The sequence below is a fragment of the Massilia scottii genome (assembly GCF_030846495.1).
GTDB lineage: Bacteria > Pseudomonadota > Gammaproteobacteria > Burkholderiales > Burkholderiaceae_D > Telluria_A > Telluria_A violaceinigra.
The window spans coordinates 67,702-79,874 of record NZ_JAVCWM010000019.1 but is presented as its reverse complement, the minus strand read 5'-3'; the positions used below and the strand labels follow the sequence as shown (position 1 = coordinate 79,874).

The 12,173-nt window shown below is 63.1% G+C and carries 14 protein-coding genes; 12 read left to right on the top strand and 2 right to left on the bottom strand.

The genetic code is table 11. The annotated features are described in order from the left end of the window. The first annotated feature begins 162 nt into the window (after window positions 1-162). The 12 genes from RBA41_RS23365 to bamC all read left to right on the top strand — a co-directional run bounded on the left by RBA41_RS23365 (window position 163) and on the right by bamC (window position 10,919). Window positions 163-1,311, top strand: a complete 1,149-nt coding sequence (locus RBA41_RS23365) for a hypothetical protein (RefSeq protein WP_306626639.1) — start codon at window positions 163-165, stop codon at window positions 1,309-1,311. Window positions 1,312-1,441: 130 nt separating this feature from the next. Continuing rightward, window positions 1,442-1,954, top strand: coding sequence for an Xre family toxin-antitoxin system antitoxin (locus RBA41_RS23360; protein ID WP_306626638.1), 513 nt, complete (start codon window positions 1,442-1,444; stop codon window positions 1,952-1,954). Beyond that, window positions 1,951-2,466, top strand: coding sequence for an RES family NAD+ phosphorylase (locus RBA41_RS23355; protein WP_306626637.1), 516 nt, complete (start codon window positions 1,951-1,953; stop codon window positions 2,464-2,466). Before RBA41_RS23360 ends, RBA41_RS23355 begins: the two co-directional genes overlap by 4 nt. A 107-nt stretch (window positions 2,467-2,573) precedes the next feature. Continuing rightward, window positions 2,574-3,449 carry an alpha/beta fold hydrolase gene (locus RBA41_RS23350; RefSeq protein WP_306626636.1) on the top strand — a complete coding sequence of 292 codons (876 nt, stop codon included), beginning with the start codon at window positions 2,574-2,576 and terminating at the stop codon, window positions 3,447-3,449. A gap of 118 nt (window positions 3,450-3,567) precedes the next feature. Next, complete coding sequence (locus tag RBA41_RS23345) at window positions 3,568-4,401, top strand: 3',5'-nucleoside bisphosphate phosphatase (protein ID WP_306626635.1); 834 nt, start codon at window positions 3,568-3,570, stop codon at window positions 4,399-4,401. A gap of 183 nt (window positions 4,402-4,584) precedes the next feature. Further along, complete coding sequence (gene htpX, locus RBA41_RS23340) at window positions 4,585-5,469, top strand: protease HtpX (RefSeq protein WP_306626634.1); 885 nt, start codon at window positions 4,585-4,587, stop codon at window positions 5,467-5,469. Beyond that, window positions 5,466-6,101: an L-threonylcarbamoyladenylate synthase gene (locus RBA41_RS23335; protein WP_306626633.1), complete on the top strand. Its 636-nt coding sequence runs from the start codon at window positions 5,466-5,468 to the stop codon at window positions 6,099-6,101. Before htpX ends, RBA41_RS23335 begins: the two co-directional genes overlap by 4 nt. Before the next feature lie 61 nt (window positions 6,102-6,162). Continuing rightward, window positions 6,163-6,927, top strand: a complete 765-nt coding sequence (locus tag RBA41_RS23330) for a site-2 protease family protein (RefSeq protein WP_306626632.1) — start codon at window positions 6,163-6,165, stop codon at window positions 6,925-6,927. Window positions 6,928-6,930: 3 nt separating this feature from the next. After that, window positions 6,931-8,133: a tryptophan--tRNA ligase gene (locus RBA41_RS23325; RefSeq protein WP_306626631.1), complete on the top strand. Its 1,203-nt coding sequence runs from the start codon at window positions 6,931-6,933 to the stop codon at window positions 8,131-8,133. A 14-nt stretch (window positions 8,134-8,147) separates the two neighbouring features. Then, window positions 8,148-8,732, top strand: a complete 585-nt coding sequence (locus RBA41_RS23320) for a class I SAM-dependent methyltransferase (protein WP_306626630.1) — start codon at window positions 8,148-8,150, stop codon at window positions 8,730-8,732. 71 nt (window positions 8,733-8,803) lie between these two features. Then, window positions 8,804-9,688: a 4-hydroxy-tetrahydrodipicolinate synthase gene (dapA, locus tag RBA41_RS23315; RefSeq protein WP_306626629.1), complete on the top strand. Its 885-nt coding sequence runs from the start codon at window positions 8,804-8,806 to the stop codon at window positions 9,686-9,688. A 61-nt stretch (window positions 9,689-9,749) separates the two neighbouring features. Next, on the top strand, window positions 9,750-10,919 hold the full coding sequence (gene bamC, locus RBA41_RS23310) for an NlpB/DapX family lipoprotein (protein WP_306626628.1): 1,170 nt from the start codon (window positions 9,750-9,752) through the stop codon (window positions 10,917-10,919). 174 nt (window positions 10,920-11,093) lie between these two features. On the opposite strand, the gene RBA41_RS23305 is transcribed toward bamC, so the two are convergent. Continuing rightward, the gene (locus tag RBA41_RS23305) at window positions 11,094-11,372 is read right to left on the bottom strand and encodes a hypothetical protein (RefSeq protein ID WP_306626627.1); all 279 of its coding nucleotides are present in this window, start codon (window positions 11,370-11,372) and stop codon (window positions 11,094-11,096) included. 317 nt (window positions 11,373-11,689) lie between these two features. Beyond that, window positions 11,690-12,169, bottom strand: a complete 480-nt coding sequence (locus RBA41_RS23300; RefSeq protein ID WP_306626626.1) for a DUF7931 domain-containing protein — start codon at window positions 12,167-12,169, stop codon at window positions 11,690-11,692. Window positions 12,170-12,173: the final 4 nt, after the last annotated feature.

The following is a 12,173-nucleotide window of genomic DNA, read 5'->3' as shown; positions in this document are numbered from 1 at the left end:
GCTATTTTACGCCGCCCCGGCGCTTTCGACGCGGCATGGCCGTTTACCGCCGCGTCCGGGGAAGGTTGGGGGTTTTCTTCTAATCACAAGGCGGGGCGGCGCAAGACTATTTGTTTCGCGTAGGATAGCTTTCTTTTATGACACGTTTATAGCGGAGGCTTCATGCGACTTTCCCCTGTTTCGCGCCTGGCCGGTGCGCTGGCCCTGGCCGCCGCCATGGCGGCTCCGGCGGCACGCGCTGCCGATTTCACCACCACCGACGGCTACCACGCCGCCTGCCGCGAGGTGGCCAAGGGCGCCGTGCCCAAGGATGACGATGCGCGCATTGCCGCCGTCATCTGCCGCGATACGGCGCTGGTGCGCCAGATCGTCACCTGGGGCACGCGTGGCTTCGAGCGGATGCATAAAGACCGTACGTCGAATGACGCCATCGTGGTCGAGGTGACCAAGGAAATCGACTACGTGATCGCGGAACTGGGCGCCACGCGCAAGCTGCTGTCCCAGATCAAGCTCGGCAAGCGCAAGTCGCTGCGCCTGGCGCCGGCGCAGTGGGAGCTGGACCTCGACAGCGACGGCCAGGTCAAGCTGTGGGAAAAATACCTGTTCGCCCTGCCCAAGCGCGGGCACCAGGCGTTCCGCATGAGCGGCCCGAGTAACGATCAGGAATATTACGACCGCGAATACAATCTCGGCGCCGTGATCCGGGTCGACCAGAGCGATATTTTATGGTCGCTGGCCTACCATCATTTCATCGAGGGCTTGCTGACCAATGTGCGCGCGTTCGACCTGGCCAAGGACTATAACGGTGTGATCCTGGCGCGGCCGGCCTTGCTCAAGGCGGCGCACCAGCTGATCGGCAACGGCTTCCTGGTCTCGGGCAAGATGCGCCGGGAAGTGCTGGCCGAGACCGATGACGACGAAGAGTGGATCGGCAACCCAAAGCAGGCCAACACCGTCTTCCCGGTGCCGCTCGACACGGCCGATTTCGCCAGTTGGGACATGATGATCAAGGAAATGTCGGCGCTGTGGCAAGGCCGCAGCTTGTTGCCGGCCGCGCAGGGCGGAAACGGGATGCTGGCGGCGATGGCGCCCTTGTGTCCGGAGGGGACCGGCTTGAATGTGGCCAGGGTGTATCTGCAGCCGCCGGCGGCCGGTACCCTGTACGCTTTCCGCCGCACCAAGCTGCCGACCAGCCATTGCCAGCGCATCGACAAGACCCACCCGGTCTCGCCGCTGCCCGAGATGGCCGAACAGGCCAGCAAGACCAATACCGGCATGGGTTTTCTGCGGTATTTGTACTGGACCAATTAAGCGGTCACCCTATTTTTCGCTACAACTGAAGCTGGAAGGACATCGCCCATGAAAGCAGCGTTGTCCGGTTGACTTCCGCGTGACACGTGACATACTTTGAAATGACATGTGTCGGGGGAAGGGGGCAACAATGAAGGCAGCATCAGCGCGAGACACGCCGGGGCGCATCGTCGTTGAATCATCCATCGCTACCGGCGAGTTGGCGAAGTTCCCACAGACCGTCATGTTTCTGGGCGGCGAAGAGGCGATGAAGCGGAAAATTGAAACCAAGCTCGACGTTCATGTACTCATCATGGAAGGATTTCCCAACGCTGTCATGACTTTTCTGATCGAGAGTATTCCTGAATTAAAGAATCCCGAGTTTCTTCAAAAAACTGTCGGCATGAGCAAAAGGACGTCGCAGCGCAGGCACGCTGCGGACAAGCTCCTCACCAGCGAACAAAGCAGCAAAGCGTGGAACTTTGCCGAGGTAATGACCCAGGCTAGCGCGGTGTTCGGATCGAAGGAGGAGGGTGTTCGGTGGCTTGGTGAACCTGCGCTGGCGCTTGAAGGACGGCGGCCGCTTGATTTGTTGTCGACGAGTGCGGGTTACGATCTGGTTAAGGACTTGCTCACCAGACTGGAATACGGCGTTTACGCGTGACACCTTTACCGGACATCTCGGGTCATGCAAGCCTGGTTGCCTGGCGCCTGGATCAAGCCGTGCACGCGTCCGCATGGGACAGTGGCGAAGGTGCCTTCCGCGTCGGCGGCCGCTGGAATGTCAAGGGTTCCAAATACGTTGTTTACTGCTCTCTCGACCCTGCGACAGCCATACTCGAGGTGGCGGTTCACAAAGGATTTAAAACCTTGGACACGGTTGCGCACGTACTGACGTCGTTGCGGCTCGATCCGACTGTCGGTCCTCGTATATATGTTGTCAATCCATTGGATCTGCCGAACCCAAACTGGCTCGCCCCAGGCGTGCCGAGTATTGGCCAGCAGCAGTTTGGCGACGCTTTGCTTGATAGACATGAGTTTGTACTCCTGCCGAGTGTGGTTTCAAAACATAGCTGGAACCTCATCTTCGATCGCAAGCGAGGCGGCAAGATGGTCGCCAAGGCGTTCCAAGAGGCCTTTGCACTTGACACCCGCTTGCATCCACCCGCTACCTGACCCTGCTCGTGGTAGCTGACCGCGGCCCCGGTCGAGGCCGGCGGCACCTCGGGAAAAGTTCTCCGGTATAATTCGAACGGTCGTTCTTTTTTATTGCCGAGTGTCCCATGAAACCATCCCGTTCCGAATTTCTGACCGTACGCGGCTTGCGTACCCACGTGCGCCACTGGGGCAGGGAGGGTGCGCCCAAGCTGTTCATGGTGCACGGCTGGATGGATGTGTCCGCCTCGTTCCAGTTCGTGGTCGATTGCCTTAAAAACGATTGGCACGTCATCTCGCCCGACTGGCGCGGCTTCGGGCTGACCGAGCGCAGCCATTCGGACACCTACTGGTTCCCCGACTACGTGGCCGATCTCGATGCCATCGTCGACCATTATGCGCCGGGCGAGGCAATCAACCTGCTCGGCCACAGCATGGGCGGCAACGTGGTCGGCATTTACGCCGGTGCGCGTCCGGCCCGGGTGCGCCGCCTGATCAATCTGGAAGGCTTCGGCATGCCCGCGTCGAACCCGGAAAAGGCGCCGCGGCGCTATGCCAAGTGGCTCGATGAAATGCGCGAGCCGCCCTCGCTGCGCACCTATCCGAGCCAGGCGGCGGTGGCGGCAAGGCTGCAAAAGACCAATCCGCGCCTGTCGGACGCACGCGCGCAGTTTTTGTCGCAGCACTGGTCGGCCCGCAACGATGGCGGCGAGTGGGAAATCCTGGGCGACCCGAATCACAAGAAGCCGACGCCGCTCGGCTACCAGGTGGAAGAAGTGATGGCGTGCTGGTCGGCCATCACGGCGCCGGTGCTGTGGGTCGAGGCGGAGGATACCAATATGTGGCAATGGATGGGGCCGCGCGAGGAAGCGCGCATCGAGGTCGACCGCCGCCTGGGGCACTTGAAAACGGTGACGACGCGCATGATGGCCGACGCCGGACATATGCTGCACCACGACCAGCCGGAGGCGCTGGCCGCGATGGTGGAGGCGTTCCTGGCCTAAGGCATGGCGGCGGCGGAGGCGCAATCGGCCACACTCCGCCACACTCCGCGCCAATCGCTCAGTCAGCGTACAATAAAGCCTGTCCCCACTCTGTTGCCGATCCGAGCATTGCCTGCGTATGCTGAATGTAGATCTCCATTGTCACTCGACCGTGTCCGACGGCGTCCTGGCGCCGGCCGCCGTCGCCAAATACGCGCATAAAGCGGGGGTGAACGTGTGGGCCCTGACCGACCACGATGAAGTCGGCGGCGTGCCCGCGGCGCGCGCGGCGGCCGGCGAACTGGGCATGCACTTCGTCTCCGGCGTCGAAATTTCGATCACCTGGGCCAACCACACGGTGCACATCGTCGGCCTGCAGATCGATGCCGACAATCCCGGCCTGGTGCAGGGCCTGGCCGATACCCGCAGCGGACGCGATGCGCGCGGGCGCGAAATGGCCGACCAGCTGGCCCGGGCCGGCATTCCCGGCGCCTACGAGGGCGCGCTCAAGTTCGTCGACAATCCCGACCTGATGTCGCGCACCCATTTCGCGCGCTATCTGGTCGAGTCCGGCGTATGCGCGAATATTCCGGAAGTGTTCCGTAAATACCTGATCGAAGGCAAACCGGGCTACGTCCCGCACCGCTGGGCCAGCCTGACGCAGGCGGTCGGCTGGATTCGCGGCGCCGGCGGCATTCCGGTGATTGCCCATCCGGGCCGCTACAAGCTGGGCATGGTGGGGCAGGGCGCGCTGTTCGATGAATTCAAGCAACTGGGCGGCACGGCGATCGAGGTAGTCACGGGCAGCCACACGCCCGATCAATATCACCTGTACGCCGAGGAAGCGCGGCGTTATGGCTTCCTGGCCTCGCGCGGCACCGATTTTCATGCGCCGGGCGAATCGCGCGTGGATTTCGCGGCCTTGCCGCCGCTGCCGTCAAGCGTCAAGCCGGTCTGGCACGACTGGTTCTAAGCCGTGGCGTAAGGCTCGCCGTAAGGCTCGCCGCGAGGCTGGCCGTATCCCTGGCAGCAGTGCTTAGCGCAGGCTTAAAACGCGCCGCTGCTGCCATGGCGGCAGCGGCGCGGCTCTTGTATTTGCCCCGGTCAGCCTTATCTTAATTTCCTGTTTATTAATGTCGACGCCGGGAGGCTTGCCATGAAGCGTGTTTTGCTGTTCCTTGCCACTAACCTTGCCGTGATCCTCGTCCTGACGCTGGTGCTGAACCTGTTCGGCATTGCGCGCGGGGTCAGTGCGTCCGGCATCGACATCGGCCAGCTGCTGGTGTTTTCGGCCGTGGTCGGCTTCACCGGATCGTTCATTTCCTTGCTGATGAGCAAAACGATGGCGAAATGGTCGACCGGCGCGCGCGTCATCGACAACCCGGTCACGCCCCATGAAGTGTGGCTGGTCAATACCGTGCGCAAGCTGGCCGAACGGGCCGGCATCGCCATGCCCGAGGTCGCCGTCTACGAAGGCGAGCCGAATGCCTTTGCCACCGGCGCCTTTAAAAATTCCGCCTTGGTCGCCGTTTCCACCGGCTTGTTGGAAAGCATGGACCGCGACGAAGTCGAAGCCGTGCTCGGGCACGAAGTGGCCCACGTCGCCAATGGCGACATGGTGACGCTGACCCTGATCCAGGGCGTGGTCAATACCTTCGTGGTGTTCCTGGCGCGCGTGGTCGGCTTTTTCGTCGACAAGGTTTTGCTGCGTGGTAACAGCGACCGCGGCCCCGGCATCGGCTATATAGCCACCGTGTTCGTGTGCGAACTGGTGTTCGGCCTGGTCGCGTCGATCATCGTCGCCTGGTTTTCGCGCCAGCGCGAATTCCGCGCCGACGCCGGCTCGGCCAAGTTGCTGGGCAGCCCGCGTCCCATGCAGCAAGCCCTGATGCGTCTGGGCGGCCTGGCGCCCGGCGCCTTGCCGTCGCAAATGTCGGCGTTCGGCATTTCCGGCCACAGCAATGGCTGGGGTGCGCTGTTCTCGACCCACCCGCCGATGGAAGAGCGTATCGCCGCCCTCAACAACCTGCCGCCCGCATGAGCCAATTCTTTCAAATCCATCCCGACAATCCGCAGGCGCGCCTGATCAAGCAGGCCGCCCAGATCATCCACGGCGGCGGCATTGTCGCGCTGCCGACCGACTCGTGCTACGCCCTGGTGTGCCACCTGGACGACAAGGGGGCGGTGGAAAAGTTGCGCCGCATCCGCGGCATCGATGAAAAACACCACCTCACTTTGCTGTGCCGCGACCTGTCCGAGATCGCGGTCTACGCGCGGGTCGACAACCGCCAGTTCCGCCTGTTGAAAGCCGCCACGCCGGGCCCGTACACGGTGATCCTGGAAGCGACCCGGATCGTGCCGCGCCGCCTGTCGCACCCGTCGCGCAAGACCATCGGCCTGCGCGTGCCCGAAAACGCCATCGCCCAGGCGCTGCTGGCCGAGCTGGGCCAGCCGCTGCTGGGCACCACCCTGATCCTGCCCGACCCGGACGGCGAAGGCAGCGAACTGCTGACCGACGCCGACAGCATCCGCGCGCGCATCGACAAGCAGGTCGACCTGATCGTCGACGGCGGCGCCTGCTCGCTCGAACCGACCACCGTGATCGACCTGACCGGCGACGATGTCGTGCTGGTGCGCCAGGGCCGCGGCGACGCCGCCGTGTTCGGCCTTTGACCGGCCCCGCGGCCCCCGGGGCAGCGCCAGGGCCGTGCGCCCGCTCTGCTAGAATCGTGCGATGAATAGCACTCACCAGACCGTCCAGGCACTGCTAGTGTTCGCGATTCCGGTCCTGTTCGCCATTTCGCTGCATGAAGTGGGGCACGGCTACGTGGCCCGGTATTTCGGCGATCCGACTGCGGCCAACGAAGGCCGCCTGAGCATCAATCCGCTGCGTCATATCGATCCTTTCGGCACCGTGGTGTTGCCGCTGGTGCTGTACTGGCTGATCCAGTTGCCCTTCGGTTACGCCAAGCCGGTCCCGGTCGAGTTCGACCGCCTGCGCAATCCCAAAAAACACATGGCCTTCGTGGCCCTGGCCGGCCCGGCGGCCAATTTCGCCATGGGCGTGGCCTGGAGCATCATCGGCATCCTGCTGGCGGTGGCCGGCATCGGCGAGCGCTTCTGGTTCGACATGGTGCGCGCCGGGGTGAGCGTGAACGCGGTCATGATGGTATTTAACCTGCTGCCGATCCCGCCGCTCGACGGCAGCCACGTGCTGGCCAGCGTGCTGCCCGAGCGCGTGCTGCGCTGGCTGCCGACCGTGCCGCCGGACGGCGGACGGTCCCTGGCATCGCTGCTGCCGTCCGGCATGCTGGCAGCTTTGCCCAAGCGTACGTTCAAGCTCGTCAACGATATCGCCGTGATCGACGTGCTCATTTTCGCGTCCTTCATCCTGCTGATGCGCCTGCATGTGCTCGACAGCTTCCTGTCCAGGGCGATGACGATCGCGATTGCCGCCTTTGCCAAGGTCGCCTCTCCCTTTTATTTTCTCCTGAGTTAATTCATGTACCCAGATCGTGTTGTTTCCGGCATGCGCCCGACAGGCACCATGCACCTTGGCCATTACCACGGCGCCCTGAAAAACTGGATCAGGATGCAGTCGCAACAGCCCTGCCTGTTCTTCGTGGCCGACTGGCACGCCCTGACCACGCATTACGACGACCCCACGGTCATCGAGCGCAGCACCTGGGACATGCTGGTCGACTGGCTGGCGGCCGGGATCGACCCCTCGCAGGCGACCCTGTTCATCCAGTCGCGCGTGCCCGAGCATGCCGAACTGCACCTGCTGCTGTCGATGGCCACGCCGCTCGGCTGGCTCGAACGGGTGCCGACCTACAAGGACCAGATCGATAACCTCAGCAATAAGGATCTGGCCACCTATGGCTTCCTGGGCTACCCGCTGCTGCAGGCGGCCGACGTGCTGATCTACCGCGCGACCCAGGTGCCGGTGGGCGACGACCAGGTGCCGCACATCGAAATGATGCGCGAGATCGCGCGCCGCTTCAATCATATGTACGGCAAGGAAAAAGGCTTCGAGGAAAAGGCCATGGACGCGGTCAAGAAGCTCGGCAGCAAGCGCGCCCGGCTGTACCTGGAACTGCGCACCGCGTACCAGCAGGAAGGCAAGGACGATGCGTTGGAGCAAGCCCATGCCATGCTCAACGATGCCCAAAGCCTGTCGATGATCGACCGCGAGCGCCTGTTCGGCTACCTGGAAGGCAGCCGCAAGCTGATCCTGGTCGAGCCGCAGGCCAAGCTGACGGTGGCATCGCGCCTGCCCGGGCTGGACGGGCGCAAGATGTCCAAAAGTTACGGCAACGCCATTTCCCTGCGCGAAGACAAGGAGTCGGTAGCCAAGAAGGTGCGCACCATGCCGACCGACCCGGCGCGCGTGCGCCGTACCGACCCCGGCGATCCGCGCACATGCCCGGTGTGGCAATTGCACGAAGTCTATTCCGACGAAGCGACCCGCGACTGGGTGGTCCAGGGCTGCACCACGGCCGGCATCGGCTGCATCGAATGCAAGCAGCCGGTGATCGACGCCATCGTCAAGGAACAGGAACCGATGCACGAACGTGCCCAGCAATACCTGGACGACCCCTCGCTGGTGCGCGCCATCGTCGCCGACGGCTGCGAAACGGCGCGCAAGCTGGCGCAGGAAACGATGCGCGATGTGCGCGAAGCGATGGGCCTGGCTTACACTTGATAAAGGAATTCCCGATGACCGACACATTCCACTCCGACCCATCCGCCTGGATCGCCCGCTTCGCGCCGCTGGCGCCGCGCGGCGAGGCGCTCGACCTGGCCTGCGGCACCGGCCGCCACGCGCGCCTGCTGGCCGCGCTCGGCCACCCGGTGCTCGCGCTCGACCGCGACCCCGAGGCACTGGCCGCCGCGGCGGGCGAGGGCATCGCCACGCTGCAATTCGACCTCGAAGACGGCACCCTGGCCTGGCCGTTCGAGGAAGGGCGCTTTGCCGTGATCGTGGTGACCAATTACCTGCACCGGCCGCTCATTCCCGCGCTGGTGCGCAGCCTGGCCGCGGGCGGTTTGCTGATCTACGAAACGTTTGCATGCGGAAATGAAGAATTCGGCCGGCCGAGCAATCCAGCCTTTTTGCTGCACGAAGGCGAGCTGCTGCGCCAGGCGGCGGCCCATCAGCTGCGCGTGCTGGCCTTCGAGGACGGTTTTACCAGCGTGCCCAAGGCGGCCATGGTGCAGCGCCTGTGCGCCGCCGGGCCCGATTTTGCGCGCGCCGATGCCCGTCTGGACGGCGGCGCGGCGCCGACCGAAGCGCGATTCTAGTCAACAATGAACCATTCCGGCGGACGATCCGCTACAATCAGGCTTTTACTTACCAGCATAGTTACCTACATATGATCAAGGGCAGCATAGTAGCAATCGTCACCCCGATGCATGCAGACGGCAGTCTGGACCATCCGGGCCTGCGCAAGCTGATCGACTGGCACATCGCCGAGGGTACCGATGGCATCGTCATCGTCGGCACCACGGGCGAATCGGCCACCGTCAGCGTCGAGGAACACTGCGAACTGGTCAAGCTGGCCGTCGAACACGCCAAGGGCCGCATTCCGATCATTGCCGGCACCGGTGGCAATTCGACCGCCGAGGCGATCAAGCTGACCGAATTTGCCAGGGATGTCGGGGCCGATGCCGCGCTGGTGGTGGTGCCTTACTACAACCGTCCGACCCAGGAAGGCATGTACCGCCACTTCAAGGCGATCGCCGAAGCGGTCGACCTGCCGATCATTTTGTACAACGTGCCGGGCCGTACCGTGGCCGACATGAGCAACGACACCGTGGTGCGCCTGTCCGCCATCCCGAACATCGTCGGCCTCAAGGATGCGACCGGCAACATCGGGCGCGGCCTGGAATTGCTGCGCAGCGTAGACAAATCGTTCGCCGTGTATTCGGGGGACGACCCGACCGCGATCGCACTGATGCTGTGCGGTGGCGCCGGCAACATTTCGGTCACGGCCAACGTGGCGCCGCGCGCGATGCACGAACTGTGCGTGGCCGCGATGGGGGGCGACATCGCCCGCGCCGTCGAGATCAACGACAAGGTCATGCCGCTGCACCAGAAACTGTTTATCGAGCCGAACCCGGTCCCGGTCAAATGGGCGCTGGCGGAAATGGGCCTGATGCCTGCCGGCATCCGCCTGCCCCTGGCGCCGCTGGGGCAAGACTGCCACGACGCGGTCCGCGGCGCCCTGCGCGAAGCCGGCGTCCTACCACAGCCCTGACCCGCAAGGGTCGGATCATCCCAGACACCAGCTGCCTTTCAGCTTCTCATCCAGTAACGACATGACTATTCGCAAGACAATTAACAAGGCCTCGGCCACGGCAATCCCCCCGGCGGCAACGCGCACCCTGGTGCTTTCGGCGCTGATGGTCAGCCTGTCCGGCTGCGGCATGATCAGTTCCGTCATCGAACAGGACAAGCTCGATTACCGCGGCGCCAAGAAAGCGGCGTCGCTGGACGTGCCGCCCGACCTGACCCAGCTCGAGCGCGACAACCGCTACAGCATTCCCGAAACGCGCGGCGTGGCCAGCGCCTCGACCTACCAGCAGCCCAAGGGCGCGACGGCGATGCCGGCGCCAGGCGGGCAGGCGGTGGCGCTGGCCGGCGGCGACGGCATCAAGGTCGAGCGCAGCGGCAACCAGCGCTGGCTGGTGGTGAACCAGACGCCGGAGCAGCTGTGGCCGCAGCTCAAGCAGTTCTGGGCCGATGCGGGCTTTACCGTCATCAGCGAGTCGGCCACCACCGGCACCATGGAGACCGACTGGGCCGAGAACCGCTCGAAGATCCCGCAAGACTTCATCCGCCAGTCGATCGGCAAGGTGTTCGATTCGCTGTACTCGACAGGCGAGCGCGACAAGTTCCGCACGCGCCTGGAGCGCACCCCGAACGGCACCGAAATCTACATCAGCCACCGCGGCGCCGAAGAAGTGCTGGTCGGTTCGCAAAAGGATTCGACCACCTGGACCGTGCGTCCGAACGATCCGGGCCTGGAAGCGCAATTCCTGAGCCGCCTGCTGGCCAAGCTGTCGGGCATCGCCGACGTCAAGCCGGCCGAAGCGGCCGTGGCGGCGGCGGTCGCCGTTCCCCAGAACGCCAAGCTGATCGGCGATACGGTGGAAGTGGCCGAAGGTTTCGACCGCGCCTGGCGCCGGGTTGGCCTGGCGCTGGACCGGGTCGGCTTCACGGTGGAAGACCGCGACCGCGTGCAGGGCGTCTATTTCGTGCGCTATGTCGATCCGGACCTGGCCGATAAGGACGGTTTCTTGAGCAAGCTGTTCAGCTTTGGCGCATCTTCCGACAAAGCCAAGGAAGCGCAGCGCTACCGCGTGACGGTCAAGTCCGAAGCGGGTGCGACGGTGAGCAAGGTGGCGGTACAGAGCAACGACGGCAAGGCGGAAACATCGCCGACCGGTGCCAAGATCCTGAAACTGCTGAGCGACGAATTGAAGTAAGCTTCGACGCAGCAATAAAAAAACCGGCCTCGGCCGGTTTTTTTACGTCCATGCGGCTTTGCAGCGCGATGTCGGCCTGGCCCGCGACCGACGGGCCGCAGGCACAGCCCCGGCATACAAATCTCTGGGCGAAAAAAAACCGGCCCGCAGGCCGGCCTTTCCAACTCGTGCTGATTACTTGGCAGCCGATGCAGCAGCCGAGGCTGCAGCCGATGCGGCAACCGAAGCGGCAGCAGCAGCGTCAGCTGCTACGGAAGCGGCCGAAGCGGCGGTAGCCGCTGCGTCAGCGGCTTCGGTTGCTGCTGGAGCAACTGGAGCAACTGGAGCGTCAGCTGCCGGGGCCACAACTGCTGGGGTTTCCACAACTGGGGTAGGAACTGCTTCTGGTTCTTTTTTGGTGCAAGCAGCCAGGGCAACAGCCAACAGGGAGACGATCAGCAAAGATTTTTTCATGGGTTTTCCTTAATTAATTCACTAAATTATGACGACGTGTGTTGCGATGAATAATTACCGGTAATTATCGCTCGTTAGGGAATTCTCGTTAGCTTTCGTACCTGTAATGGTGCTTGACAGACAACGGAAACTTCCTAACCCGATATTATAGCTAAATTTGGTGCTTCGCAATAGCGGGAAGATGCTTTTATGGAAGCTTTTTGCGAACTGGCAACATTCATGTTGTGATAAAAGGCATCTTTATGCTCATTTCATCGGCCAACTTGGCTCATCTCCGATTTATATTCTGAGGCGGCCGTTTCGGGCCTTACAAACCCTTACAAACCAGTGGTGGTCGGATGTAACGTTGAAACCGCCTCCATCCAGATTCCCGAAAATCTTTCCTGGCTCAGTTCGGTCGCCTGCGGTAGTTCGAAGGCGGCTTCACCGCGCATGTGGTCGCTGTGAAAGCGGCGCACGATATGCGTGCCGTCCGCGATGCAGAAGGAATCGGTCAGGTGATGCAGCGAGCGCGGCGTGGCGCGGGCCTCGATCTTGTGGTTGAACTCGCGCAGCAGGCGCAGGAAGCGCGGATAGTGGCGTTCAATATAGTCGCTCTTATGCATGGCGATCTGGATGGCGCCACCGCCGGCCAGGAAATGCCGCAGTGCGGCATCGGTCTCGCTGCTGCCAAGCGGAAAGACCGAAAAATCCGGATCGAACAATTGCAAGGTGGAGCGCGCCCGCCCCAGGCAGTCGCGCAGCTGCGCCTCGAATTCGGCGTGCGAGTTGAACGGCAGTGCGGTGGCGTCGGTCATGGCA

What these genes read in the sequence shown, in the direction of transcription:
- RBA41_RS23335 (WP_306626633.1), top strand. Translation starts at nt 5,466, where the DNA reads ATGAGCCAATTCTTTCAAATCCATCCCGACAATCCGCAGGCGCGCCTG.
- RBA41_RS23360 (WP_306626638.1), top strand. Translation starts at nt 1,442, where the DNA reads ATGAAGGCAGCATCAGCGCGAGACACGCCGGGGCGCATCGTCGTTGAA.
- RBA41_RS23300 (WP_306626626.1), bottom strand. Translation starts at nt 12,169, where the DNA reads ATGACCGACGCCACCGCACTGCCGTTCAACTCGCACGCCGAATTCGAG.
- RBA41_RS23305 (WP_306626627.1), bottom strand. Translation starts at nt 11,372, where the DNA reads ATGAAAAAATCTTTGCTGATCGTCTCCCTGTTGGCTGTTGCCCTGGCT.
- RBA41_RS23345 (WP_306626635.1), top strand. Translation starts at nt 3,568, where the DNA reads ATGCTGAATGTAGATCTCCATTGTCACTCGACCGTGTCCGACGGCGTC.
- RBA41_RS23330 (WP_306626632.1), top strand. Translation starts at nt 6,163, where the DNA reads ATGAATAGCACTCACCAGACCGTCCAGGCACTGCTAGTGTTCGCGATT.
- RBA41_RS23350 (WP_306626636.1), top strand. Translation starts at nt 2,574, where the DNA reads ATGAAACCATCCCGTTCCGAATTTCTGACCGTACGCGGCTTGCGTACC.
- bamC (WP_306626628.1), top strand. Translation starts at nt 9,750, where the DNA reads ATGACTATTCGCAAGACAATTAACAAGGCCTCGGCCACGGCAATCCCC.
- RBA41_RS23365 (WP_306626639.1), top strand. Translation starts at nt 163, where the DNA reads ATGCGACTTTCCCCTGTTTCGCGCCTGGCCGGTGCGCTGGCCCTGGCC.
- dapA (WP_306626629.1), top strand. Translation starts at nt 8,804, where the DNA reads ATGATCAAGGGCAGCATAGTAGCAATCGTCACCCCGATGCATGCAGAC.
- RBA41_RS23320 (WP_306626630.1), top strand. Translation starts at nt 8,148, where the DNA reads ATGACCGACACATTCCACTCCGACCCATCCGCCTGGATCGCCCGCTTC.
- RBA41_RS23325 (WP_306626631.1), top strand. Translation starts at nt 6,931, where the DNA reads ATGTACCCAGATCGTGTTGTTTCCGGCATGCGCCCGACAGGCACCATG.
- htpX (WP_306626634.1), top strand. Translation starts at nt 4,585, where the DNA reads ATGAAGCGTGTTTTGCTGTTCCTTGCCACTAACCTTGCCGTGATCCTC.